Source organism: Corynebacterium jeikeium (assembly GCF_028609885.1).
Taxonomy (GTDB): Bacteria; Actinomycetota; Actinomycetes; order Mycobacteriales; family Mycobacteriaceae; genus Corynebacterium; species Corynebacterium jeikeium.
The window spans coordinates 763284-788787 of the sequence record NZ_CP063195.1 but is presented as its reverse complement, the minus strand read 5'-3'; the positions used below and the strand labels follow the sequence as shown (position 1 = coordinate 788787).

The 25504-nt window shown below is 58.6% G+C and carries 24 protein-coding genes, 2 tRNA genes, 1 pseudogene and 1 CRISPR repeat array; of the genes and pseudogenes, 16 read left to right on the top strand and 11 right to left on the bottom strand.

All coding sequences use genetic code 11. The annotated features are described in order from the left end of the window. Positions 1-75: 75 nt before the first annotated feature. Genes casA through cas2e form a run of 7 tightly spaced genes read left to right on the top strand, consistent with a single transcriptional unit; the run spans position 76 to position 6199 of the window. Entirely contained in the window at positions 76-1710 is a 1635-nt protein-coding gene (gene casA, locus CJEIK_RS03450; protein WP_248623873.1) for a type I-E CRISPR-associated protein Cse1/CasA, read from the top strand. Between the two features lie 44 nt (positions 1711-1754). Further along, on the top strand, positions 1755-2390 hold the full coding sequence (gene casB / locus CJEIK_RS03445) for a type I-E CRISPR-associated protein Cse2/CasB (RefSeq protein WP_005296210.1): 636 nt from the start codon (positions 1755-1757) through the stop codon (positions 2388-2390). Between the two features lie 28 nt (positions 2391-2418). Then, entirely contained in the window at positions 2419-3549 is a 1131-nt protein-coding gene (gene cas7e, locus CJEIK_RS03440; protein ID WP_005296213.1) for a type I-E CRISPR-associated protein Cas7/Cse4/CasC, read from the top strand. After that, positions 3549-4256: a type I-E CRISPR-associated protein Cas5/CasD gene (gene cas5e / locus CJEIK_RS03435; protein WP_005296216.1), complete on the top strand. Its 708-nt coding sequence runs from the start codon at positions 3549-3551 to the stop codon at positions 4254-4256. The genes cas7e and cas5e overlap by 1 nt, the downstream gene beginning before the upstream one ends. Next, positions 4253-4927, top strand: coding sequence for a type I-E CRISPR-associated protein Cas6/Cse3/CasE (cas6e, locus tag CJEIK_RS03430; protein ID WP_034965226.1), 675 nt, complete (start codon positions 4253-4255; stop codon positions 4925-4927). Before cas5e ends, cas6e begins: the two co-directional genes overlap by 4 nt. Before the next feature lie 10 nt (positions 4928-4937). Further along, positions 4938-5879: a type I-E CRISPR-associated endonuclease Cas1e gene (gene cas1e / locus CJEIK_RS03425; RefSeq protein WP_034965228.1), complete on the top strand. Its 942-nt coding sequence runs from the start codon at positions 4938-4940 to the stop codon at positions 5877-5879. Next, positions 5876-6199: a type I-E CRISPR-associated endoribonuclease Cas2e gene (gene cas2e / locus CJEIK_RS03420; RefSeq protein ID WP_077536150.1), complete on the top strand. Its 324-nt coding sequence runs from the start codon at positions 5876-5878 to the stop codon at positions 6197-6199. Before cas1e ends, cas2e begins: the two co-directional genes overlap by 4 nt. A 95-nt stretch (positions 6200-6294) precedes the next feature. After that, positions 6295-8825: direct repeats of the CRISPR family, unit length 29 nt; unit sequence GTGCTCCCCGCGCCAGCGGGGATGAGCCG. A gap of 156 nt (positions 8826-8981) precedes the next feature. Here the strand turns inward: cas2e and CJEIK_RS03415 are convergent. From CJEIK_RS03415 to CJEIK_RS03405, 3 genes are all read right to left on the bottom strand, one after another. Further along, complete coding sequence (locus tag CJEIK_RS03415) at positions 8982-9272, bottom strand: hypothetical protein (RefSeq protein WP_005296234.1); 291 nt, start codon at positions 9270-9272, stop codon at positions 8982-8984. Between the two features lie 87 nt (positions 9273-9359). After that, complete coding sequence (locus tag CJEIK_RS03410; protein ID WP_005296236.1) at positions 9360-9551, bottom strand: hypothetical protein; 192 nt, start codon at positions 9549-9551, stop codon at positions 9360-9362. An 82-nt stretch (positions 9552-9633) separates the two neighbouring features. Then, a tRNA-Ile gene (locus CJEIK_RS03405) sits at positions 9634-9707 on the bottom strand. Positions 9708-9941: 234 nt separating this feature from the next. Between CJEIK_RS03405 and CJEIK_RS03400 the strand changes: the two genes are divergently transcribed. The 3 genes from CJEIK_RS03400 (at position 9942) to CJEIK_RS03390 (ending at position 11357) form a co-directional block, all read left to right on the top strand. Further along, positions 9942-10014 (top strand) — tRNA-Asn (locus CJEIK_RS03400). A 210-nt stretch (positions 10015-10224) separates the two neighbouring features. Further along, positions 10225-10425, top strand: a complete 201-nt coding sequence (locus tag CJEIK_RS03395; protein WP_155115500.1) for a hypothetical protein — start codon at positions 10225-10227, stop codon at positions 10423-10425. Between the two features lie 281 nt (positions 10426-10706). Then, positions 10707-11357, top strand: a complete 651-nt coding sequence (locus tag CJEIK_RS03390; protein ID WP_005296242.1) for an Ltp family lipoprotein — start codon at positions 10707-10709, stop codon at positions 11355-11357. A 31-nt stretch (positions 11358-11388) separates the two neighbouring features. On the opposite strand, the gene CJEIK_RS03385 is transcribed toward CJEIK_RS03390, so the two are convergent. Genes CJEIK_RS03385 through CJEIK_RS03370 form a run of 4 tightly spaced genes read right to left on the bottom strand, consistent with a single transcriptional unit; the run spans position 11389 to position 15621 of the window. Continuing rightward, complete coding sequence (locus tag CJEIK_RS03385) at positions 11389-11667, bottom strand: metal-sensitive transcriptional regulator (RefSeq protein ID WP_005296245.1); 279 nt, start codon at positions 11665-11667, stop codon at positions 11389-11391. Further along, positions 11667-13811, bottom strand: coding sequence for a heavy metal translocating P-type ATPase (locus tag CJEIK_RS03380; RefSeq protein WP_005296247.1), 2145 nt, complete (start codon positions 13809-13811; stop codon positions 11667-11669). Before CJEIK_RS03380 ends, CJEIK_RS03385 begins: the two co-directional genes overlap by 1 nt. A 25-nt stretch (positions 13812-13836) precedes the next feature. Further along, positions 13837-14478, bottom strand: a complete 642-nt coding sequence (locus CJEIK_RS03375; protein WP_005296250.1) for an MBL fold metallo-hydrolase — start codon at positions 14476-14478, stop codon at positions 13837-13839. Positions 14479-14520: 42 nt separating this feature from the next. After that, positions 14521-15621 carry an S-(hydroxymethyl)mycothiol dehydrogenase gene (locus CJEIK_RS03370; protein WP_005296253.1) on the bottom strand — a complete coding sequence of 367 codons (1101 nt, stop codon included), beginning with the start codon at positions 15619-15621 and terminating at the stop codon, positions 14521-14523. 189 nt (positions 15622-15810) lie between these two features. On the opposite strand from CJEIK_RS03370, the gene CJEIK_RS03365 reads away from it, so the two are divergent. Continuing rightward, a complete protein-coding gene (locus tag CJEIK_RS03365; RefSeq protein ID WP_005296256.1) occupies positions 15811-16125 on the top strand; it encodes a hypothetical protein in 315 nt (104 codons plus the stop codon). 101 nt (positions 16126-16226) lie between these two features. Here CJEIK_RS03365 and CJEIK_RS03360 read toward each other — a convergent pair. Then, positions 16227-17452 (bottom strand): IS3 family transposase gene (locus CJEIK_RS03360; protein ID WP_111712228.1). Its coding sequence is split into 2 segments (ribosomal slippage): positions 16227-17173 and positions 17173-17452, totalling 1227 coding nucleotides; the frame shifts between segments, so codons are not numbered across the junction. Between the two features lie 153 nt (positions 17453-17605). Between CJEIK_RS03360 and CJEIK_RS03355 the strand changes: the two genes are divergently transcribed. The 5 genes and pseudogenes from CJEIK_RS03355 to CJEIK_RS03335 form a co-directional block, all read left to right on the top strand. Next, a complete protein-coding gene (locus CJEIK_RS03355) occupies positions 17606-17773 on the top strand; it encodes a transposase (protein ID WP_005296265.1) in 168 nt (55 codons plus the stop codon). Continuing rightward, complete coding sequence (locus CJEIK_RS03350) at positions 17770-18288, top strand: IS3 family transposase (protein WP_005296268.1); 519 nt, start codon at positions 17770-17772, stop codon at positions 18286-18288. The genes CJEIK_RS03355 and CJEIK_RS03350 overlap by 4 nt, the downstream gene beginning before the upstream one ends. 65 nt (positions 18289-18353) lie before the next feature. Beyond that, positions 18354-20069 carry an ABC transporter ATP-binding protein gene (locus CJEIK_RS03345; protein WP_005296270.1) on the top strand — a complete coding sequence of 572 codons (1716 nt, stop codon included), beginning with the start codon at positions 18354-18356 and terminating at the stop codon, positions 20067-20069. Continuing rightward, positions 20062-21837: an ABC transporter ATP-binding protein gene (locus tag CJEIK_RS03340; protein ID WP_034965234.1), complete on the top strand. Its 1776-nt coding sequence runs from the start codon at positions 20062-20064 to the stop codon at positions 21835-21837. Before CJEIK_RS03345 ends, CJEIK_RS03340 begins: the two co-directional genes overlap by 8 nt. Before the next feature lie 140 nt (positions 21838-21977). After that, positions 21978-22121 (top strand): annotated as a pseudogene (locus tag CJEIK_RS03335) (IS3-like element IS3501 family transposase); the annotation flags it as partial. Between the two features lie 113 nt (positions 22122-22234). On the opposite strand, the gene CJEIK_RS03330 reads toward CJEIK_RS03335, so the two are convergent. The 3 genes from CJEIK_RS03330 to dnaG form a co-directional block, all read right to left on the bottom strand. Next, positions 22235-22891 carry a hypothetical protein gene (locus CJEIK_RS03330; RefSeq protein WP_005296276.1) on the bottom strand — a complete coding sequence of 219 codons (657 nt, stop codon included), beginning with the start codon at positions 22889-22891 and terminating at the stop codon, positions 22235-22237. Positions 22892-23170: 279 nt separating this feature from the next. Next, positions 23171-23413 (bottom strand): type IIL restriction-modification enzyme MmeI, encoded by a 243-nt coding sequence (locus tag CJEIK_RS03325; RefSeq protein ID WP_005296277.1) that lies wholly within the window; start codon positions 23411-23413, stop codon positions 23171-23173. Positions 23414-23422: 9 nt separating this feature from the next. After that, on the bottom strand, positions 23423-25411 hold the full coding sequence (gene dnaG, locus CJEIK_RS03320) for a DNA primase (protein ID WP_005296279.1): 1989 nt from the start codon (positions 25409-25411) through the stop codon (positions 23423-23425). Positions 25412-25504 lie beyond the last annotated feature (93 nt).

The following is a 25504-nucleotide window of genomic DNA, read 5'->3' as shown; positions in this document are numbered from 1 at the left end:
TCCCTAGAAAGGGAAATGCCCGCAATGGCATACCGAAAGTACACAGCAGAACTACACACGAAAGGAAGAACTATCGTGACGGAGAGCTTTAGCCTCCTCGATCAGCCGTGGATTCTCACTACGCTGACCGATGGCTCCGCTGCAGAGCTCAGCCTGCGCGAGATCTTCGACGGTTCCCATTCAGTCGCATCAATTCGTGGTGACAGCCCTTTGCAGGACGTCGCCATCTATCGCCTGCTTCTAACGGTTTACTGGTGCGCACATCGCCAGGAATTGCTTAGCGATCCAGGTACAGAACTGGATATGGCTGAATGGATTCCCGACAGGCTGGAAGCCGCTGCGGAGAACGAACCAGACAATACCGTGCTGAACTATCTGGAGCGCTACGCTGACCGTTTTGATCTTCTCGACCCAAAGCAACCTTTCATGCAGGTTGCCGACCTGCATACGAGCAAGAACGCGACTACCGATGTGCGCCGGATCGTACCTGATTTTGAAGACGACTACTTCACGCTCCGAGCTGGCGATGGCGCATTGTCACTCACCTATGCAGAGGCCGCTCGCTGGCTGATCTACGTGCAGGCCTACGACTATTCTGGGATCAAGTCTGGTGCCGTTGGTGACCCCCGCGTCAAGGGCGGAAGGGGTTACCCAATCGGCACCGGTTGGACCGGCGCTATCACTGCAACGATCATTCTTGGGGAAAACCTCCAGGAAACTCTGGCATTGAACACCACTGGTGGAGCTCTCCAAGCAAAGAATGACCATCCCGTGTGGAAACGCGAACCAGACACCTCCGCTCAACGTCTGGATCCTGCAAACAAGGATGGAATCTATCCCAAGGGGCCGGCTGAAATTCTGACCTGGCAATCCAGGCGCATCCGTCTCTTCCCGGATGGAGGACTGATCACTCAAGTTCTTGTCTCCAACGGGGACCGCATTCCCAATGCAAATGCGAATGTCCAGGACGACCCGATGACGCCCTACCGTTTCAGCAAGAACAAGTCCACGAAGACTTTGGACGTCTACTACCCCAAGCCTCTCGATTCTCAGCGGACAATGTGGCGCAGCTTGGAACCGTTGATCGCGTTGGAAACCGACCCGGTTTACGACGCTAAAAACCGAGCACCTAAACGTCCTAAGACGATCGACCAGCTTGCTTATCTCAAGGAGAATGAGGTTGACCTGCCGGAGACTTTGAACGTCTCCATGACGTCCATGGAGTACGGGCCAAATAGCGCAGTCGTAGGCATTAGCATCAGCACTCAAATCGAGTTGCCTCTCGAGATTCTTCCAAAGTCGGCGCTCAATCAACGTCAGGCAGTTCTCAACCTAGCAGCAGCGACTAGCCAGGCTGGAACAATGCTGGGCAGCTTTGCAGGTCAGCTCTTTCAGGCGGCGGGTGGGGACTACGAATTCCAGCCAGCTGCAACGGACACCCTCCTAGCCGAGCTAGAGCCGAAGTTCAGCGAATGGATGAAATCTCTGCACGGCGCAGACCTAGAGCCCCGGCTGAAAGCTTGGGAAATGACGGTACGCAACGCTGTCCTAGAACACGCAGACGTGCTTCTCGTTGGTGCCGGCCCCAAGGCACTGGTCGGCAGAATCATCGAATCTAACGATGATGAACGCTTCGTATCCGCTGGAACAGTCATGAACTGGCTGCAGAGGAAGCTCCGTGAAATTCTTCCGCGTACCGTTCCGCGCTAAGCGTTTCAACTTTCAGCACTACATACACCAAGAATAGGAAAATCATGGACCAAACAACTGATGACCGGCCACGGCTGAGCTCAGCGGTCGCTGCCACCTGTAGCCAGCTTCAGGCCGACTATCTCGGCCGGACTGGATACCCCAACCAGGCCAGGGCTCGCGGCACGCTCGCTGAACTTCGGAAGTCGGCTGGCCAGCCCGTAGACAAAAACCCCCTAGTTTTTGAAAGCGTTCTTTCTTCCCTAGTTGTACTTCTGTCCGAGAAGGAGGTTGGACGTGGTGATACCCCTTCCCCATCCGAGGAGGCAGCATTTCACGCGCTTACATTCTTCGCGCTCCACATGCAGGGCGCGACTCACGAGGTACACGATGAATCCCATTCGTTTGCCAGTGCCTGTGGCCGTCTAGCTCAGACCAGCGAGTCGAAATCTATCAAGGGTCGCTTCGACGCGCTGGTGCTTGCTCGCACCGCCCAGTCCCGACTGATCCAGACCCGCTCCCTCATTTCGCTGCTCCGATCCAACGACCTCCGTTTTAACTACGGCTGGTTCGCTGCAGATCTGCGCAAGCTCTCGAACCCACGTACTCGCAATGGCGTGCTACTGCGGTGGGGACGCGACTTCGCCTTTGCACGCTACCCGCGCGACATCGACGGCTCCGCTACTACCCAAGAAAACTAAAACTCTTCATTTCGAAAGGAATCTCTCCATGTCCATCACCATTGATTTCCACGCCCTGCAAACCCTTCCACCGAGCCTGATTAACCGTGACGATACGGGCGCTCCGAAGACTGCAATTTTCGGCGGTGCACCACGCCAGCGTGTTTCCTCCCAAGCCTGGAAGCGTGCCATCCGCAAGGATTTCGGCGAGAAGTTCCCCACTGGCTTCGTGGGATACCGAACCCGTCGCGCAATCGAGCTGGTCGCAGACCGCATCCAAGAGCTGGATACTTCCATCGAAGAGGCCGAAGCAACCACCCTTTCCGAGAAGGTCTTCACCGCTGCGGGCTTCAAGCTGACCAAGAGGAAGACCGCAAAGGCTGAAGGTGAGGAAGTAGAACAAAAATCTGAACTCGGGTACTTGCTCTTCCTAAGCGTCCGACAGGTGAGTAACCTGGCCCAGTACGCAATCGACCACCGCGAAGAAAATAAGTTCCCCAAGAGGGAAGTATCTGTGCTGTTCGACCAAGAACATGGCGTGGACATCAGCATGTTCGGCCGTATGGTCGCAGAAGCTCCAGACTTCAACGTCGACGCATCCGTCCAGGTCGCACACGCTATTGGCGTGCATGAATCCGAGCCGGAGTTCGACTTCTACACCGCTGTCGACGACATGGTGGAAGCCGACGAAGAAGTCGGTGCAGCCATGATGGGCACCGTACAGATGATGTCCTCCACCCTCTACCGATTCGCTACTCTCGACGTTGACTCGCTGGCGGAGAACCTAGGTGACCAGAGCGTACTGGCTGAAGCCATCAAGGCTTTCACAGAGAGCTTCATCACGTCGCTGCCCACGGGTAAACAAAACACCTTCGCACACAACAGTGTGCCGGAGCTCGTGTACGTCACCGTCCGAAATGACCGCTCCATCTCCCTAGTCAACGCCTTCGAGGAACCGGTAGTCTCCGAGAACAACCAAGGCCGCCGCAAGTCCGCTGCTGATCGTCTGGCTCGCGAAGCCGAGCAGATCCAAAATACCTACGGTTTCGTCCCACAGGCCGCCTTTGTGATGTCCTTGGGCGACCTGGCCGACGCTTTCATCGAGATCGATCTGGCCAAGAAGACCACTCTGCCCGAGCTCGTCGAAGCTGTCGCAGAAGCTGCCACTCAGGAGCGCTAATGCCTTCCACCCTCCTACTCAGGCTCTCTGGCCCCATGCAATCGTGGGGTGTCAGTAGCCGATTCAAGCAACGCGCAACCGAACAGGTGCCCACCAAGTCCGGTGTGCTGGGGCTTCTAGCCGCTGCACAAGGGCGCCGGCGCACTGACGACCTGCAAGACCTTGCAGCTCTAACGTTCGCCGTTCGCGTAGATCAGCCTGGTTCCCTACTGCGGGATTACCAGACCGCCCAGCCGTGGCAGAAAAGGCCAAAGGACAACGCGAACCTGGTCACGCGGTACTACCTTGAGGATGCTGTGTTCGTCGCTGCCGTCGAATCGGACAATGATTCCTTCATCGACGAACTCGCCAGCGCCGTCCAGCGCCCCCGTTTCCCGTTGTTCCTTGGGCGCCGTTCGTGCCCCGCTCCCCCGAACCTCTACCTCGGTACGTTCCGCGGCTCGGCCGTCGACGCACTGCGCGCAACCGACTGGCAGGCTACCCGCGCGCACAGGAAAACTCGGGCACCGAAGCTCTCGCTGCCTATTTTTCGTGACGCCACACAGGGTGAAACCGGCATAGCCAGACGCGACGTACCAATCTCCTTCTCTCAAGAGCACCGGGAGTATGGCTGGCGAGACGTCGTCCAAGACAAGACCGGGGTGCCCGTCGAGAATGACCTCGGTTCGACCAACGACCCATTTATGGAGGCGGTGATGCAGGCATGACGACCTTCACTCGACTTCACCTCAACCCCAGCAGTCGTCAAGCACGAAAGTTGCTGGGAAATCCGCAGGCGATGCACGCGGCAGTTCTGAGCTGCTTCCCCAAGGAAGTCGGCGATAAAGAACGAATTCTCTGGCGCCACGACGGCAAAACTCGGGGAGCCGACGAACATTTTGTGTACATCGTCGGACCAGATAGCTGCGATCCGACCAAGATCGCCGAGCAAACCGGTTCCGAACACGATCCACAGAAAGCAAGCTACAACCGCCTGCTGGAAGCCCTCGCGGATGGCCAACAGTGGCATTACGAAGTCGTGCTAAACCCTGTGGCGGCCAAGAAGGCTCCCGGCTCTCCACGGGGAACTCGAGGCAAACTTACCGCGCTGGTGGGCGAGGCTGCACAGTTGGAATGGTTTAACACCAAGGCTAAAAGCTGTGGATTCACCCCACTGGAGACCCTGATCGTGGAGCGGAAGACACTGCGCTTTTCGAAGCTGGCGAAGAATCCGAAAGGCCGCCAGGTTGTGATTGGCACGGTGCGATACCGCGGCACTTTGCAGATCGACGACGTTGAAACATTTAAGAAGTCACTCGTCGAGGGAATTGGCCGGGGTAAAGCCTATGGTTGTGGCCTGTTGACTCTGGCTAAGCCCACCCCGAGCAAGACAAGCTAAGGCCTGAGCTATGGCGCCGCACCCCTCAAAGTCACCCATGGATCGTCCGATCCTTCCGCGCGTGCAGGATCGGATTTCCTTTCTGTACGCCGAGCGATGCGTGGTCAATCGTGACAACAACGCAGTTACCTTCGCAGATGAACGCGGCATCACCCATGTACCTGCGGCAAGTATTGCGGCCCTACTGCTTGGCCCCGGTACGAAGGTGACATATGCGGCGATGGCTCTTCTGGGAGACTCCGGGGTTTCTGTCGTATGGGTTGGAGAAAAGGGCGTGCGCTACTACGCATCCGGCCGTTCGCTATCGAATTCTTCGGCAGCGGCGGAGGCGCAGGCGTCAATAGTAAGCAACCAGCGCCGCAGGCTTTTCTGTGCCAGACAGATGTACGCCATGCGCTTCCCTGGCGAAGATATTTCACGTGCGACAATGGCGCAGCTACGTGGTCGCGAGGGATCCCGGATGAAGAAGGTCTACCTAGCGGAGGCCGAGCGCACGGGAGTGCCATGGAAGAAGCGGATGTATGATCCGCAGAGTTTTTCCAGTGGCGACCCGATTAACCGAACCCTGACGGCGGCGAATGCAGCCCTATACGGGGTGGCTCATGCGGTCATCGCGTCGTTGGGGTTCATTCCCTCTTTAGGCGTAATTCACCAAGGCACGGAACGGGCTTTTGTTTACGACATTGCGGATCTGTACAAGGCCGAGATTTCGATTCCAGCGGCGTTTGATGCAGTTGCGGAGAACGAGCTGACCGCCGATGTGAACATTCGGAGGGTGATCCGCGATTATGTGGTGAAGAAGAACCTTATACCGACCATGATTCGGGATCTGATGTTCCTAATGGAGATGAGCTCCGAGGCTCAAAATATTGATGCTGAGCTGGTGTTGTGGTCGGACTTGGAGGTCGTGGCTTCCAAACGCAATTGGTCAGACGATGGGCCAATCAGATGATGGTCTTGGTTGTATCTGCATGTCCTGCGGGTCTTCGCGGTGACCTCACAAGGTGGCTGTTGGAGATTTCTCCAGGTGTGTTCGTAGGGCGCCCCAGTGCCAGGGTGCGCGACCAGGTGTGGGAGCGAACATGCGACCTGGTGAATGATGGCCGAGCGATCATGGTGTTCCAGGCAGCAAACGAGCAGGGCTTTGATTTCAAGACTCACCGGCATAACTGGGTTCCAACTGATTTCGATGGGGTGAACTTGATTACGCGCCCCAACAACCGGGCAGCTTCGACGAGGCGGCGCGGATGGAGTAATGCGCGGAGGAGGTAAAGCGTCGGTGATCGTTCGCTAGTCCGGTAGGCGGTGGTGAAAACAAGCTGAAGTAGAATTGGCCCAACGGCTCAAAGAACCACAGCTCAGAGAGTGTGCTCCCCGCGCCAGCGGGGATGAGCCGGCGACCACCGCGAACTCGCCGATGAGCTTGAGGTGCTCCCCGCGCCAGCGGGGATGAGCCGGAGCGTATTGTCTCGCGCGTTGACATATTGGGGTGCTCCCCGCGCCAGCGGGGATGAGCCGGCTATCGACGGCCTCACAGACAAGGTTAAGGGGTGCTCCCCGCGCCAGCGGGGATGAGCCTCGCCCTAATCTTCTCCTCCACCGAGCTTGTAGGTGCTCCCCGCGCCAGCGGGGATGAGCCGGCCACGGCTGCATGGGAGGGCATTAAGAATGCGTGCTCCCCGCGCCAGCGGGGATGAGCCGACCACCGTGGCCTTAGAGGTGATGTAGGTGCAGTGCTCCCCGCGCCAGCGGGGATGAGCCGGGCAAGGGGTGGGTGGTGACGGCGGACGGTCGGTGCTCCCCGCGCCAGCGGGGATGAGCCGTGTATAGGGTTATCGCCCCTGCGCTGGGCGCGGTGCTCCCCGCGCCAGCGGGGATGAGCCTGGTCTTAAAGACCTTCGGCTTAACCTCACGCAGTGCTCCCCGCGCCAGCGGGGATGAGCCGTAGCGGCCTGCCTTGTCCTCGCGGGCTTGCTCGTGCTCCCCGCGCCAGCGGGGATGAGCCCGAGGCCGGGGTTATGGGGTGCGGTGAAGGTTGGTGCTCCCCGCGCCAGCGGGGATGAGCCAGTGCGGGATGAACTGCGCCGCATCCCGAAGGAGTGCTCCCCGCGCCAGCGGGGATGAGCCGGACGCGATCACCCGCAAGGAAGGCAAGAAGCTGTGCTCCCCGCGCCAGCGGGGATGAGCCGTCCACCCACCCCTTCTCCACCATCTCTTTAATGTGCTCCCCGCGCCAGCGGGGATGAGCCGCAAACGATCCAAACCGGCATCGACGGGTTCCGGTGCTCCCCGCGCCAGCGGGGATGAGCCGTCCGCCCACCCCTTCTCCACCATCTCCTTAATGTGCTCCCCGCGCCAGCGGGGATGAGCCGCAGCGTTACGGTGGCCCCGGTGCTGTGTGGCCGTGCTCCCCGCGCCAGCGGGGATGAGCCGTCTTCCGCGCCTGCTCCGCAAACGCCATCGACGTGCTCCCCGCGCCAGCGGGGATGAGCCGGGCGATAAGGGTGACCCTGGTGGTGTGCGGGGGTGCTCCCCGCGCCAGCGGGGATGAGCCGGTATCTAGCCCGTCGCGCAACCCCTTGAAAGTGTGCTCCCCGCGCCAGCGGGGATGAGCCGGTCGACCGCTACGCCCCTAGTACCCTCGGCAGGTGCTCCCCGCGCCAGCGGGGATGAGCCGCCGATGTAGTAGTTCAGCCGTGTAGGTAGCCAGTGCTCCCCGCGCCAGCGGGGATGAGCCGGCATCCGTGGTCGATTGAGGTTTGGATGAGGTGTGCTCCCCGCGCCAGCGGGGATGAGCCGTTTTTCGGTGAAGGTGAAGGTTTTGGAGTTGGGTGCTCCCCGCGCCAGCGGGGATGAGCCGGCTAAAAGCTTTAAGGAGTCCATCGGCAAGATGTGCTCCCCGCGCCAGCGGGGATGAGCCTGAGTGCTGCAACCCCATATCGCGTCGAAACACGTGCTCCCCGCGCCAGCGGGGATGAGCCGGGCACGCCCGGTGACCGACTACGCCGCGAGATGTGCTCCCCGCGCCAGCGGGGATGAGCCGACTACTGACGCGCTTGGCGATGGTGACGAGAAGTGTTCCCCGCGCCAGCGGGGATGAGCCGTACCAGAAGGCTGTGGTTTCTGGGAATTCTGGGTGCTCCCCGCGCCAGCGGGGATGAGCCTGGAACGCAACCGGGATAAAAACCCGCCACGGTGTGCTCCCCGCGCCAGCGGGGATGAGCCGTACCAGAAGGCTGTGGCTTCTGGGAATTCTGGGTGCTCCCCGCGCCAGCGGGGATGAGCCAGGAGAAGGCGCTAGCGGAGGCGCGTAAGGCTCTGTGCTCCCCGCGCCAGCGGGGATGAGCCTGCGTACGGTGTGATTAACCCGGCGCTCCGGTCGTGCTCCCCGCGCCAGCGGGGATGAGCCGCCGATCGAGAAGTGCGGCAGCTCTTCGGCGGAGTGCTCCCCGCGCCAGCGGGGATGAGCCTCTTTCGATCTGCCATGTCATCACCTCCCTAGGGTGCTCCCCGCGCCAGCGGGGATGAGCCGCAACGCTCAGCACTTGATTGGACTCGTCGCGCGTGCTCCCCGCGCCAGCGGGGATGAGCCGGTGTTTGAGTGCGGCGGGGTGGCCAGTGTCAGGTGCTCCCCGCGCCAGCGGGGATGAGCCGGAGGGGAGCGCGGCGGCGAACGTGTTTAAGACGTGCTCCCCGCGCCAGCGGGGATGAGCCGTTCGCGCTGTTCAGTGTCAGAGAGTGCCATGAGTGCTCCCCGCGCCAGCGGGGATGAGCCGTCGATCCGGTTGCCGTTATGTAGGTTCACACAGTGCTCCCCGCGCCAGCGGGGATGAGCCGTCCAGGTCCCAGTGGAAGAAGGCTTGTTCCTGGTGCTCCCCGCGCCAGCGGGGATTAGCCTCAGGGAGTGCTATCTTGACGCGATTTCCACGGATCACCAGCATTCACCGCTCCTGAAAGGCGGGACGACCTCCAAAATGAAGAAAGCTTTCTATTCAATGCTTAACAGCAAAGAAATTCAATAGAAAGAAACGAAACTAAATTGAAAAGATCGTGGTTACTGATCTTCTGATACTCTCACATAATCAGGACGATGTTCCTTTAGGAAACTCCGTAAGCATTCGCCTGGGTTACTGCCAGGTGAAAAGAGATCGAGGATCTTATCCAACATGTCAGGCGCGATAAACACACCACCTTCGACCGAGTAGTAGACCGCACTCTCGAGTGCATATTCGAATTCTCCCCCTAAGGCGGGAGTAAAGGCGTGGTCAATCCCTGCAGTGACGAACTGCTCTCCATAACGGGAAAGAAATTCTTCGAATACATCCATCGAGGGATCCGCACGCATCTTACGATCCTCTCCGCTTTACCGCACGGTAGCTAAAAACGTGATTGTAACTAACTTCGGCTACCCGCTACCTCATCTCTAAGAATCCTACGCTAGGGCGCCTCCCACCGAAACCTCTTTCCGCAGGAAAGCTAGCTGCTCCTCAATAATCTCCGAGAACAGAGGCTCCACGTACGGGTCAAAGTGGCCGCCCTCGTGAATGTGAACCATGGCGCGCCGAACCTTCCCAGCTGCTTTGAGGGCGACATTTGTTGGAGTGACGGCGTCATTAGACATCATCTGGAAAAGCGCCAGACAGGAAGCATTCCAGTCAGACGGCGAACATAGCACCCCTTCCGGCATGCCCTTTCCCGTAATCTTGTGGGGCTAGCGGGGCTCGAACCCGCGACCAGCGGATTATGAGTCCGCGGCTCTAACCGACTGAGCTATAGCCCCAGCAAAGCCAAGCCACTCCAACTGAGCGGCTTGCTCACAAAAGATTCAACCACACCGCCCGGCGCGGGCACTCATATACCCCGCTTTCGATACATCGAATCCCTACCGCACCCCTAACTACCCCTCAGAAATGTGCCCCTGAACAGCCGATTTGTCTGTTTGCACCGTTGGCATATAGAGTATGATCTCGTTGCACAGGGCAAGGGAATTAACTCCCAAGCTCGCACAACTTAATCCCCTATAGCTCAGTTGGCAGAGCATTCGACTGTTAATCGAAAGGTCACTGGTTCGAGCCCAGTTGGGGGAGCAACTTACAAGCCCCGATCGGCTGCACTACGCAGAAGATCGGGGTTTGCCGCGTTGGAGCGGAAGCGCTATAACCTTCAAAACTTCGCCACGTAATCGAACTAATACTCGATTATGTGCTGACTTGTCTTGTCGTTGCCTTACACTCACACCTGTTCTCAACCACCACAAGTATTCACCAAGCGAGCTCAGAAGGGTAAGGTAATGAACCATGACGACCACGAACCCCAGCAAACGCCGGGCGTTCCTGACGGGAGTGGGCAGCATCCTCGATCTACAGGGCGCCGCGACGTACCGCCGCATGCAAAGCCTAATGCCACCTCCAGCGCCGAAGACTTCACTCAACGCAGCATTGGTACGAGCATCAGCTCTGAGCAGCTCCGAAACGACCCCGTTCTCCTCACCGCAGTAATCGCAGTCCTAGTCCTTTGTGGCTACTTAGCCTTTTTGGGATACGTAATCAGCGCAAGCATTATTGCTGGATTTGATTTGGTCACATTGGCGAGTGTTTTTGCCAACGGGCGCCGAATAGAGGACTCCTAAACTCACCTACCCCCGCGGAAACAAAACACCTCCCTGCCGCATCTACTACTACGACCGGGCTTTGTGCCTTCGCCTCCCACACAGGCGCCGCGCACGTCGCCCGCAAGTACCCAACACGCACCCAGCAACGAGTACCAGGACTTTAGTTAGATGCCCTCCCCCGACAACACTCCCCAGAAAGAATCCCTCCAAGACCCCATCAACGGCCGCCTCGCACTGATCTTCATCGGCGCCATCGTCCTGGTCGGCATCCTCGTCGCTGCGATCTGGCACGTAGCCAACAGCAAAGAGCACAGCCACAGCATCAATACGCAACCCGCTGCAGCCTCCGCGCACCAGCGTCCAGACAGCACTTCGACCACGGCACCGGCCACGGAGCCGGCCAACGCGCCTGTCAAGGCATCCAATGCCCCACAAAGCGAGCTCAACCAATACCCCACGTCCGAAAGCGAGGCCACCGGCAGCACCGCCATGGAATCCACTGAGAGCACGGCCATCGCCCAGCCAACCGACGCTCCCAGAACCCAGCGGCAAGCCAACGATGCCGCCATGACCGCCCTCAAATTCAACCTCTCCGAAAAGGGCCTGCGCGAGAACCTGCAGCTCCAGGGCTACTCCGACGATCAAATCACCACGGCCATCGAAAAGCTCGATCCCGACTGGAATCAGCAGGCTCTCAACTGCGCGCGCAAGCTCAACGAAACAGGCTCTCCCCTACCCGAGGAAGAGCTGCTCGAGATGCTAAAGACTAACTCCGGCTTCACCGACGACCAGGCCCAGTACGCCATCGACCACCTGTAGCGCAGCCCCTGCGCCCCCGCACCCCAGCAACCTACCGAACCAGCCGTTTCACGGCCTGGGATACCTCCGCCAGCTTTTCCTCGGCTTCCTCTCCCCCGGCCTCCGCGGCGTGCCGCACGCAGTGGTTCATATGGTCGTCCAACAACCCCAGCGCCACGCCCTTCAGCGCAGACTGCAGCGCAGTGACCTGCGTGAGAATGTCGATGCAATACTGCTCCTCATCCACCATCCGCTGCAGCCCGCGCACCTGCCCCTCGATCCGCTTCAGCCGCGCCAGGTAGCGCTCCTTATCACTCAAGTACCCGTGCATTATTTGAATCCTTTCAACCGCAGGCTGTTGCTCACCACAAACACGCTGGACAGCGCCATCGCCGCACCGGCCAGCATCGGGTTCAGCAGCCCGAATGCGGCCAGCGGGATCGCCGCCACGTTGTAGGCAAACGCCCAGAACAGGTTCATCTTGATCGTCCGCAGCGTCTTGCGCGCCAGCCGCAGCGCATCCGCCACGGCCAGCAGATCGTCGCGCATCACGGTAATGTCCGCCGCCTCAATCGCCGCGTCCGTGCCGGAACCCATCGCGATGCCCAGGTCCGCGCTCGCCAGCGCCGCCGCGTCGTTCACGCCGTCGCCGACCATCGCCACGTTCTCCAGCGAGCGGATGTGCGCCACCTTGTCCTCCGGCATCACCCCGGCAATCACCTCGTCGATGCCAACCTCGCGCGCCACGGCGTCCGCCACTTGCTGATTATCGCCGGTCAGAAGCACAGTCTTCAGCCCCATCTCATGCATCTTCCGCACCGCTTCGGCACTGGTGGGGCGCACCGTATCGGCCACGCTGATGGTGCCGATCGCCCGCCCATCCGCGCTCACATTGACTGTGGTTGCCTTATTTGTGGACGCCCCCTCGTCCCCACGGCCAATCCGAATCACCTGGCCCTCGACGGTTCCCTCCACGCCGTGTCCAGGAAGGTTCCTAAATCCGGAGACCTCCGGCAGGCCGCCGATCTCCTCCCGGCCGGCCTCTGCAATGGCTCGGCCGATGGGATGCTCCGAGTACGCCTCTACCGCCGCAGCGGCGCGCAGCACCTCCTCGCGGGTGCCGCCTGTCGGCTGCACGTCGACTACCCGCATGGTACCCGTGGTTACCGTGCCGGTCTTATCCATCACAACGGTGGTGATGGCGTGCGCGCCCTCCAAAACCTCGGGTCCGCGAATCAGAATGCCCTGTTCGGCCCCGCGACCCGTGCCAACCAGCAGGGCTGTGGGCGTCGCTAAACCAAGGGCGCAGGGGCACGCGATAATCAGCACCGCGACCGCATTGCTAAAGCCCGCGAACAGCAGCGTAATCAGCGCGATCGCGATGACGACCGGAACGAAAATGCCGGAGACCTTATCGGCCAGGCGCTGCACGTCGGCCTTGCCGGACTGGGCTTCGTCGATCAGCTTCGCCATCTGCGCGAGCTTCGTCTGCTCGCCCACGTGGGTGGCCTCCACAACCAGGCGGCCGGAGGTGTTGATGGTGGCACCCGCGACCTCGTCGCCGGGGCCAACATCGACGGGCACGGACTCGCCGGTGAGCATGGACTGATCGATGGCGGACGTGCCGTCCAGGATGCGGCCATCCGTGGCGATCTTCTCGCCAGGGCGGGCCAGGAAGCGGTCGCCGATCTGCAGCTGCTCGATGGGAATCAGCTGCTCCTGCACACCTGCACCAGCGCCGTCCGTGCCTTCCCGCAGCACGGTGACCTGCTTGGCGCCCATGTCCGTTAGCGCACGGATGGCATCCCCCGCGCGCTGCTTGGAGCGCTTCTCGAAGTACCGACCCGCCAGCACGAAGGTCACCACGCCCGCGGCGACCTCGAAGTAGATGTCCCCCATCGGGTCGCCCGCATGGTTCAGGATGGACCAGCCGTGGCGCATGCCCGGCTCACCCGCATGGCCGAAGAACAGCGCATACAACGACCACAGATAGGCCGCCGAGGTGCCGACGGTGATGAGGGTATCCATCGTCGCCGCACCGTGCTTCAGGTTCACCCACGTGGCCTTGTGGAAAGGCCACCCCGCCCACAGAATCACCGGGGTCGCCAGGGCAAAGCTGGCCCATTGCCAGTAGTCGAACTGCAGCGGCGGGATCATCGCCAGCAGGATCACCGGGGTGGCCAGCACGACGGCGACCACTAGGCGGCGCTTCAGGCCGCGCAGCTCCTTGGCGGCGGGGTCGTCGCCGGCGGGCTTCTCCGGCTTAGGCACGCTGCCGCCGTAGCCGAGCTTCTCCACGATGGCGATGTAGGAGTCCGCGTCGGAAGCCGCCCCCTCCTCCGTTTCGATGTGCGCCTTTTCCGTGGCGTAGTTGACGGTGGCGGTCACGCCCTCCTGCTTGTTCAGCTTCTTTTCGATGCGGTTAGCGCAGGAGGCGCAGGTCATGCCCGTGATATCAAGATCTATTACAGCCATGCCCCCAGTATACCCTTAGGGGGTATCAGTATCCACGTTCGATGTACTCCTCGATACGCGCAGCCTCAGCGCCCACCGTGGTGGTATCGCCGTGGCCGGGGTACACCTTCAAATCGTGCGGCAGGATAAACACCTTGGACTGCAGAGACTCAATGATCCTCGGGAAGCTCGAGTACTTCCGCCCCGTCGCACCCGGCCCACCGTTGAACAGCGTGTCGCCGGACAGCAGCGCATGCTGCCCCGGAACCTCCACCACGATGCAACCCGGCGAGTGTCCCGGCGTGTGGTACAGGCGCACACTCCACTCCGCCCAGAGCGGATCCTCCACGTCGATCGGGGTAAACGGCGCGTCGCCGTTGGATTCCTCCCACAGCATCCGGTCGTCCTCGTGCAGGTAGACCTTTACGCCCCACTTCTCAGCAAGCTCCGGCGCCAGCTCGCAGTGGTCATTGTGCGCGTGGGTCAGCAGGATCGCCTCCACGGTGCGGCCCCCCACGTGGTCGATCACCGCCTGCGCGTCGTGCGCCGGATCCACCACGATGCACTTGTCACCGTTAACCAGCAGGTAGACGTTGTTGTCCACGTCCCACTCGCCGCCATCCAGGCGGAACTTGCCGGAGGTCTCGAACTGCTCGATCTGCGGGTTTTCGAACTTCTGCTCGCTCATGCTTCCTCTTGTATCTCTCGGGCTTCTATCTCTCGCGCTTGCTTACTTGAACTCCACCACGGAGCGCAGAACCTTGCCCTGCTTCATCTTCTCGAAGGCATCTTCCACGCCATCGATGCTGATGCGATCGTCCACGAAGCGATCCAGCGGGAAGCGGCCCTCCTGGTACAAGTCCACGTACATCGGGAAGTCGCGCTCCGGCAGGCAATCGCCGTACCAGGACGACTTCAGCGCACCACCGTGGCTAAACACATCCAGGAATGGCAGCTCCAGGGTCATGTCCGGAGTCGGCACACCCACCAGCACCACGCGGCCAGCCAGGTCGCGCACGTAGAAGGCCTGCTTGTACGTCTGCGGCAGACCCACGGCGTCCACCGCTACGTCCACGCCGAATCCACCGTTGATCTCCTGGACCTTCTCCACCAGCTCATCGTCCGAAAGCCCCGAGCTGTTGATCGTGTGGGTAGCGCCGAACTCTTCCTTGGCGCGGGCGAGCTTGGCGTCAGAAATATCGATAGCAATGATCTTCGTCGCACCCGCAACAGCCGCACCGGCAATCGCGGCCATGCCCACGCCACCTACACCGATGACGGCGATGGATTCGCCGCGCTTGACCTCACCGGTGTTCACTGCGGCGCCGAGACCGGCCATGACGCCACATCCCAGCAGACCCGCGACCGCAGGGTCGGCCTCGGAGTTCACCTTGGTGCACTGTCCTTCGTGGACCAGCGTCTTTTCAGCGAAGGCGCCGATGCCCAGAGCAGCCTCCAGCTCAGTGCCGTCGGCGAGTGTCATCTTCTTCGACGCATTGTGAGTATCGAAACAGTACTTCGGCTCGCCCTTCTTGCAGGCGCGGCACTGGCCACACACGGCGCGCCAGTTCAGCACCACATAGTCGCCGACCTCCACGTGCGTCACGCGGTCGCCTACCTGCTCGACCACACCAGCGGCCTCGTGGCCCAGCAGGAACGGGTAGTCGTCCGTAATGCCGCCATCGCGGTAGGCCAGGTCGGTGTGGCATACGCCGCAAGCTTGGATGCGGACGATCACATCATTTTCGCCCGGATCGGGGATCACGATGTCGGTCAGCTCGACGGGGTCGTTCTTTGCGCGGGAAATTACAGCTTTCACAGTGGTAGTCATGTCACCCACTGTACGGGCGGTTCAGAAAAGCGGCAGCCGGCCAGAGCTGGGCGGCGTCGGGCCCAGCACCAGGCAGCGCTGGGCGGTGTCGGGCCCAGCACCCCGTTCGGCGCCGTCGGGAGCTTCGCGTAGGATTGGGGCACTAACGGCATTAATGCAGCAACCAAGGCAAGAAACCAAGGAGCCACCATGATTCAGCTCGTCGTCGGAGCCGCCGCGGGTTACCTGATGGGCACGAAGGCCGGCCGCCGCCGCTATGAGCAGATCCGCCGCGGCTACCAGTCCGCAGTGAACTCGGACATCACCAAGGCCGTTGTGCGTTCCGGCCGTAAGGCTCTGGCCAACCGCCTGGATCCGGAGCCGCGCATGCACGAGGTGCGCGACCTGAACCGCTCCACCCGCGATTCCCTAGGCGAGGGCCACACCATCGTCGAGGCGGATGATGCGCACCCAAATGACCGCATTGAATCGCCCAAGAGGGCGCCAAAGAACCCCTTTAAATGAACACGGCTTGTGGGTACGATACCTCCTACGCAATTACGAGAAAGTAGGAACTATCGCTGTGTGCGGCGAACTGAAGCGTCCTGGGATTAGTTCCGCTTCTTTTATGCCCCTGTGTTGATGGGCTGGGTGAGATAGTACTCGGTTTCTACTTCCTGTGGGGTGGCGTAGTCCAAAGCTTCGTGAAGCCGCTTAGTGTTCCACCAATGCACCCACCGCAAGGTGGCCAGTTCGACTTCTCCGACCGATGTCCACGGGCCTTGGGCATGAATCAGTTCCGCCTTGTAGAGACCGTTGACGGTCTCAGCTAGAGCATTGTCATAAGAATCTCCGACTGTTCCGACACTCGGCCGGATTCCGGATTCCGCGAGAGCGGTGGAATACTTCAGTGACACGTACTGGCTGCCCCGATCGCTATGGTGAATCAGTTGGTTTCCATGGATTCGCCCTGCAGTCGTTAACGCATGCTCCAAAGCCTCCATGGGCAGCGCATCGGTACGCATCGTCGAGCGTGTAGCAACACCAACAATCTTTCGGCTGTAGACATCCACGACAAACGCGGTGTAGGCGAATCCTGACAGGGTGCGAACGTAAGTAATGTCGGCAACCCACAGCCTTCCTGGTGCTTGTGCACGGAAGTTTCGCTGTACTAGGTCTGGGCGATAATCCGGTGCCTTCGGGCTAGTCGTTGTCACGGGGGTTCGTCCACGTCTGCGGCCGCAAACACCTGCTAGTTTCATTAATCGAGCGGTTTTGTCGCGGCCGATATGAAGGCCTTCACGGTTCATCGCGTGCCACATTTTGCGGATGCCGTAGACCGAGAAATTCTGCGCATGCACACGTTGTATCTCTGGGATGAGAAGGCTGTCGCTTAAGGCCCTTGCGCTGGGAACACGTGTGGTGGCTTTGCGGTAGCCGCGTGAGGTGATGAATCCACGATCTGCTTGTTTAAGGACTCGGCAGATGGCCTCGACCCCAAACTGATCCTTATATGTGTCGATGTAGGAGATCATTTGGTCGTGGGTCGGTCGAGTTCCGCTGCGAAAAAAGCCGAAGCAGTCTTAAGAATCCCGTTTGCTCTTTTTAGTTCGCGGCTTTCTCGGCGCAGACGCTCGAGCTCTTCTTCCATTGTCTCGCCGCCTGACGCGTCAGAGTCATCACGTACTGAAGCGCTGTCACGGTACCAAGCCCGCAACGTGTGGTGAGATACTCCAAGCAGCTCACCGACTTCCGTGTAGGCACGTTGCAGTGAGCAGGACTCCAGGCGAACCATTTCGATGATCTGATGGACCGCCTTCTCCTTAAACTCAACGGAATACTTTCTAGGCATAGTTCAATCCTTCCTAAGCTGAGGTAGGAACTAAACCCAGGACGCTTCAATTTCGAGGAGCTTGCTGACGGTGCCGAATCCAAGGCAGCCGCGCTTCGCGCCGTCGAAGCGGTCATCGGTATCAAAACATCCACTATCCGCAACTGGGTACGTGTGGAAGAGAAGAAGACAGTCGTGGCCGTTGAGCAATCCGCTGCAGAAAAAGACGCGGAACTTATCACCCTGCGCAAAGAAAACGCCAGGCTTAAAGAAGCCAATGAAATTTTGAAACTGGCCTCAGCTTTTTTCGCTCAGGCGGAGCTCGACCGCAAACTGAAGTGATTGTAGATTTCCTCCGCACTCACCGGCACCTGTATTCCATCGAGCGGGCATGCCGCGTGCTCAACGAGCATGAATACACCATTTCACCTGCAACGTTTTACCGCTTCCAGTCCCGTGGTTTCGGTCCCACCGCCGCTGAGCTAGACGAGGCGTATGCCGCGCACCGGCTGTTTGAGCTATGGGTGGCTAATCGGCGGGTCTACGGGCGACGCAAACTATGGAAAGCCGCCCACCGGGCTGGTTGGAACATCGGCCGTGACCAGGTGCAGCACCTTATGAAGATCCTTGGAATCGCGGGGGTGCTCCGACGTAAGACCACGCGTACCACCATTGCTGATCCCACCGCGCAGCGTTTCCCGGATCGTATTCAACGGGCCTGGTCCCAGGCTCAGCGACCTGATCAGTGGTGGGTCGCTGACTTCGGGCCTGACCTCCGGATAGTAGACGCATCGGGGGTCAGGCCCTTGCACACAAAACAAGAGAAAGATAAGGTTAGGCTACCTTTAGTACACTAGCGAATCTGCAACCCGAATCATTGACATGAATGATGACAACGAAACAATAGAAAGCAATATCTGACATGGACAATGTAAAAGAAGAAAAACAGAATTCTTCCTTGGCTGATGCTGCCCGCGATAGGTATAAAGCTGGCCAAGTCGCCCTGAAGAAACTCCTCTCCCCCGTGCAACCAATAATTTATGGTGCACAATTCCTCGCATTACTGTCCTCAGTACTCGCCGTGGCGCCTTATGTTGCACTAGTAGCAATGGGCAATGCACTGTTTGATGGAGATGTGGTCCATGTCAGAAAAATCGCACAGTGGCTTATTACTGCTTTTTTGGGGCAGTTGTTCCTATACTTTTTAGCGCTTCTCACCACCCACTTAGCAGATGCAAAACTGGTTGGCATTAACCGGCGCAAGATCGTAGATCGTATCTCTCAAGCACCGTTGGCATGGTTTAGCCAGACCACTTCCGGTAAGGTTCGCAAAGCCGTTGAGGATGACACATTAACCTTGCACACTCTCACCGCTCACGCACCTGTCGAACGGATCGCTGCGATTGTGACTCCCCTATCACTATTAGTGTATGCCTTCATTCTCGATTGGCGACTGGGTTTACTTTCAATCACCACAGTACCCATTTACCTAGCTATACAGGCCTATTCCATGAAGGATATGGGAACCAAAACCGCCGAAATGGATGACCTCCTCGCTAAGGTTTCTGCCACTGCCGTGGAATTCACTGAAGGAATTTCTGTAGTGAAGGCTTTCGGAACCGTTGGTAAAGCTCATGCTCGCTACCGGGATGCAGCATTCCGATTCGCTGATTTTTACTACGAGTGGGTAAAACCATTGCTGCGTTTCAGTGCTATTTCTGAATCCGTCATTGCCGTACCGGTCATCCTCATCATTAATGTCGGCGGTGGTGTATTACTCATCAATGCTGGCAAAGTAACTGTGGCAGAGGTCATTGCCACAACCCTCATCGCATTGATTATTCCAGGGACTATTCAAACCGTTGGTATGATGATGTGGGCTTATCAGCTAGCCGGTAATGCTGCACGGCGTCTAGATGATGTCATGAACATTCCCCTAGTAAAAGAGGGAACTACTGAGTTAGTCACCGACAAGCGCGACTTGAAGGTGGCGTTCCACGATGTGAGCTTTGCTTATGATTCCACCCACCCGGTTCTGCATAACTTCAACGCAACACTGGAACCCGGCACCGTGACCGCACTCATCGGGCCTTCTGGTTCTGGTAAATCCACCGCAGCCACAATGCTGGCGCGGTTCCAGGATCCGGATTCCGGCCAGGTCACCATCGACGGTATCGATATTCGCGAGTTAACCTTTGCCAGTCTCTACCGCACTGTTGCCTTCGTACTGCAGGATCCATATCTACTGCGCACCAGCATTCGCGATAATATTCGCTTATCTAAGCCCGATGCCTCCGATGAACTAATTTGGCAAGCCGCAGAGGCCGCACACATCGCCGAAGATATTCGCGCGTTACCAGCTGGGCTGGACACCATTGTCAGCGACGAAACTTTCTTATCAGGTGGTCAACAACAACGCATTTCTATTGCCCGGGCGATTGTGGCCGACCCAGTCATCCTGATTCTCGATGAGGCCACCGCGGCTACAGATCCCGATTGTGAGGCGGAAATTCAAGCGGCGCTAACCAAACTTGTAGCAGATAAGACTGTGCTGGTCATCGCACACAAACCAGAGTCCGTTAAGGGTGCCGACCAAGTAATCGAGCTTGATCCTGTCAAGGAGGCTACCAATGTCTAATGCACCATCGAAGTCAACCCGTTCGCGTCTGCATGATCCACTACTTCTACGTGGCCTAGCCAAATTGCTAACTCCACAGGGGCAGCGCCTCAGTAAATGGTTTGTATTCCTATCCTTGCTCATCGGCCTCCTCGACGGCCTTGCGATCCTCGTGCTAGTACCGCTAACGAAAGCACTTGTTGCCGGCTCCCCTATTACCCCCTGGCTGTGGACATTGCTAGCCATCGCAGTTATAGCCTTTGTACTGCGGTTTTTCTCCACCATGTTCTCCTATCACACAGTGCTGGACTTTCTACGCACTGCTCACCAGGTGATCGGCGATAAACTCGCTAACCTTCCCCTCGGATGGTTCGGCCCGTCGAAAACAGGTGGATTGTCTCGCCTAGTATCGGAACGCTACATGGCTGCCGGTGAGGTAATCGCCCATCAACAAGGCACTATTTTCCGTGATGGTGCAGCACTGATTACGCTACTGGTCGGTGCGTGGATTTGGAATCCGCGCTTGGGCCTGATCTTTCTGGTTATTGCCCCCTTCTCCCTAGCCATCATGCAGCTGTCAGGTTGGATTCGTGAAAAAGCTACCGATCGGGCACTTCCAGCGAATAAAGCGCTCTCCAATAGAGTCGTCGAATTTGCCAGTCGCCAACCGGCACTTCGCGCGGCAGGTCGTTCTGAAAACTTCAGTTTACTCCACGAAGCACTAGAAAACGATCACAAAGCACGGGTACGCGAACTATGGCAATCCACATTCGCATTGCTACTCAATGGCTTAGTAGTACAGGCATTCATCGTCTCGTTCATTACTATAGTTGCCAGTTTGGCTATCGATGGGGCAATGTCACCACTAGAAACCGTTGCCGTGATCGGTATTAGTTTGCGGTTTACCCGTTCATTGGAGCAGGTTGGCAATGCCTATGTAGCTCTGGACGTCGGGCGCGTGGCCATTGTCGAAACATCGGCGATTACCGATTCCCCGTCCCTGCCAGAGCCGACAGAACCAACCCCAGGTGATGGCTCCGGCAGTGTGGAACTTAGCAATGTTACCTTCGCCTACGATAAGAAAAATGTGCTAAACGATGTGAGTTTTAAGGTTCCACCACAAACCGTCACTGCAATTGTTGGCCCGTCTGGCTCCGGTAAGACCACCATTGCCCGATTAATTTCCCGCTTCTGGGATGTCAATTCCGGTACTGTATTCGTCGATGGGGTTGACATTCGCCAGTTGGGCACGGAACAGTTAATGTCCAAATTATCCATGGTTTTCCAAGACATTTATCTGTTCGATGATTCGCTAATCGCCAATATCCGCGTTGGCCGCCCCGATGCTACCGACGAAGAAGTTTATCATGCTGCCGATCTTGCTGGTGTAACCCCGATTGCCCGACGACTCGGTTGGCAATCCCCGGTGGGCGAAGGCGGCCGGCTCCTTTCCGGTGGCGAGCGCCAGCGGGTATCGGTAGCCCGTGCACTACTAAAGAATGCCCCCATCGTAATATTCGACGAGGCTACCTCAGCCCTTGATGCCGAAAACGAAGCGAACATTCTGGCTTCTATGGAAGCCCTGCGCGCAGACTCTACCTTCATTGTAATTGCCCACAAACTTGATACCATTCAATCTGCGAATCAAATCGTGGTACTGGGTAGCCATGGTCAGGTCAGCCAGGTGGGGACACATGACGAACTTTACGGTGTTCCTGGTATTTATCAGCACTTCTGGAAGCGCCGTGAAGCAGCCCGCGGTTGGGCGTTGACAAACTCCGAAGGCTGACCGCGCAATATGGCAAGGATATAAGTTTTATAACAACAGAACGAGTATTCCTTGCCCGCAACCGGGCTATTGGGGTGCGTAAGGACGTTTGAATCATCCTGGGTTTAGTTCCTACCTCAGGTAAGGAAGGATGAGGCACTTTGCCCAGAAAGTATTCCGTCGAGTTTAAGGAGAAGGCGGTCCATCAGATCATCGAAATGGTCCGCTTGGAGTCCTGCTCACTGCAACGCGCCTACGAGGAAGTCGGTGAGCTCCTCGGTGTATCACGCCACACATTGCGGGCGTAGTACCGCGACAGCGCCTCCACACGAGACGGCCGCAAAGCGCCGGATCACGAAACAATCGAAACTTGAAAAGAGGTGCTTTGGACTACCTGCGGGTGAAAGAATTTAAGCGACTAATAGTTGCGAACTAAAGGACTGTTTCGCGGGTCTTGTTTACGCTGCGCTTGGGTGACACGCATTTCCACTACCTTTTCTTCGTTGACGACTTGCCTATAAAAGACAAGGTAGCGGCCCCAGTGGTCAATAATCATGTCCGTTGCACTGAAACCATCGAGAGATGTGCATCGAACGATGGTAAATCCAATTGGTAGATACCACGCCTCGGTGGGAACTAGGCGTTCTGGTGAAGAGCTGTTGATCTGCCCCCATATTGGAAGTCTTTGGAAGAACACCAACGAGGGCGGAGTGTGCATATCGCCTCTTGGAACGTAGGTGCGGTTACCCTGCGTAGAACCGTGGTGAGGGTTTGACCAAGGCGTCGGGAGTAGATCAAGGTTTGAACGGGGATCGCGCCCCTCAATGGTGTATTCAAACAGGCTGGTTAAGGGCGAAGCTAGTAATGTAAATGCTTTCGAATCAGAGTATGTGTCGAGCCAGATGGTTCCTTTAAGTTCCACGCTGAAATCCTCTGAGGGCTTCATGAAGTCTCCAACTACGTCCGCGATGGGAACGGCCCGTGGCTGGAGGTATTCACTATCTTCATCCCACCCCCTAGTAGCGGCCATTTTCTGAGCTAGTGAAATAGTTGCCTCGATGCCATGTTTATTCATTGGAGAACCTGTGTCCGGGCGCAACTTGATCGGCGTTGTTATCGGTAGGAGCATTAGTGACTGTTGGTGCCTGAGCAGGTTGGGTCTGCGCAACCGGGGCGAAACCGATGCTGAGGATGGCGGGAAAAGGAGGGCTGAGATGGTGCGCGATGGTCGAGCCATGGTGGTCATCTTTCGCTGCGGTGAGTGGTTAGATCTGACAGTAGCACCAGAGGTTTCCTTTGAAAGGAAAATTGGTGACTGGGGGATGAAATCATCCTGGATGTGTGGAGGGGAGGTTTACTCTTCGTCTGTGGTGATGGTTTCTTGTCCAGCGAGGAAGATCAGTTGATCAATACGGTCGGGTAGCTCGTCAACGGTGAACGTTTGTGCCCAGGAGTCCTCGCCCAACTTGGTTAGTCGGAGGTATTCGAAGTCGGGGACGATGACGAACTTCGGCCACTTATGCTGACCGATGGAACCGCGATCGAGTGGCGCTACAGGGTTTGAATTAAGAAGAAGCGTTAGCGCGTAGTTCTCCAAACGGTTTTCCTAGCGCGTAAAGTCGCCGAAGTCCGAGGCCCGCTCGTGCAGCGAGCGGCGGTACTTCTCCAACGCAATCACATCCGCAAACAGCGCGTTATACTCCTCTTTCTGCAGGTCGGGGCGCATACGCTGCATCCGGGACTTCATGTCCGCAATCTCGCTGCCCACCCAACGTTCCTGCATCCGCGCCATAATCGCATCCGCATAGTACGGCAGCCTCTCCGGCAGGCAATGCAGGTCCTCCACCGCCAGCTCGGAGACCACCGCCGCCCCCATCGGGTCCTTCATCTGTGCCGCGATTCTTTCGATCCATCCGGCCCCACCGTTGCTGTTCGCCGCCCCACCTAATGACGCCACAGCCTCAGCCATCGCCACGTATGTCGGGTGCACGAAGCTCTCCGGGGGCATGAGGTCGAAGATGGTGGAAGCCAGCTGTGGTTCCTGCAAAGCCAGCTTCATGACCTCGCGGGGGCCTTCCAGGTAGTCGTCGTTCGGGTTCGGGCGCTCCATGCCCTTGACCACATGCAGGTTGGGGCCGCCCCCACTTCCTGTGCCTGCGCTACCCGCGCCAGCCGAGCCCGCACCGGCCCCAGCGCCGCCAGCGCCAGCAGGACCGACGCCGGTCTTCAACTCCAGCTTCGGCCGCTGCCCGCCGGACTTCCGCGCCTCCTTGCGCACCTGATCCAGCACGTCGTTCGGGTTATCCCAGCCGACCCAGCCTGCGGCCTGGCGGGCGTACTCGTCCCGCAACGCGTCGTCCTTAATCCCCGCCAGCACTGGCACGATGCGCCGCAGGGCGTGCACGCGCCCGTCGATGCTGGCCGTATCGTAGTCCGCGATGAGAGTGCGGATCACGAACTCGAACATCGGAATGCGGGAGGCCACCAGCTCGCGCACGGCCGCATCGCCGCGCTTGATGCGCACATCGCACGGGTCCTGCCCGCCCGGCGCGACCGTCACATAACTGCGTCCAGAGAACTGCTGGTCGCCCTCGAAGGCACGCATGGCCGCCTTCTGCCCGGCCTCGTCACCGTCGAAGGTGTAGATGATCTCTCCACGGAAGAACTGGTCGTCCAGCATGAACCTCCGCAGCGCAGACAGGTGCTCCGCACCGAAGGCCGTGCCACACGCGGCCACCGCGGTATCCACTCCGGCGGCGTGCATGGCCATCACATCCGTGTAGCCCTCCACCACCACAGCCTGGTGCTTGGCCACGATGTTCCGCTTCGCCTGGTCAATGCCGAACAGCACCTTCGACTTCTTGTACAGCATTGTCTCCGGCGTATTCAGGTACTTGCCCAGCTTGTCGTCGTCGAAGAGCTTGCGGGCGCCGAAGCCGATCACGTCCCCACTGACGGAACGGATCGGCCACAAAAGGCGGCGGTGGAACCGGTCGATCGGACCGCGCTTCCCCATACGGCCCAGACCCGCCGCTTCGATCTCCTTGAACGTAAAGCCCTTCTGCTGCAAGTGCTTGGTCAACCGATCCCATCCGGCCGGTGCATACCCGCAGCCGAACTGTTCGGCGTGTTCCATGGTGAAACCGCGCTCGATCAGGAAGTTGCGAGCAACGTCCGCGCCTTCGGCGTCACCAAGAAATTCCTTACGGTAGAACTCAAAGGCCGCCTTGTTCGCGGCGACCAACCTGCGCCGCGTGCCGGGCTCCTCCCGATTGCCAGGCCGGCCGCCCTCGTAGTTGATGCGGTAGCCGATGCGTTCGGCGCACGCCTCCACGGCCTCAGGGAAGGACATGTGTTCCATCAGCATGAGGAACTTGAAAACGTCACCGCCCTGGTCCGTGGAAAAACAGTGGAAATAACCGTGGTTCGGGCGGACGTGGAACGAGGGAGTCTTTTCGTCCTTAAAGGGGCTAAGACCCTTCATGGAATCGACGCCACCCGGTTTGAGCTGCACATACTCCCCCACTACTTCTTCGATGGGGGTCTGCTCTCGAATTGCTTCGATGTCCCGCTCCGGAATCCTGCCCTTAGCCATAGCCACATGCTAGTACAACCCCGCAGCGACCCCTTTTAGTCCTAGAGCGGCGATGCGCCACAACCTATTTTCTACAAACAACACACCGCGGCA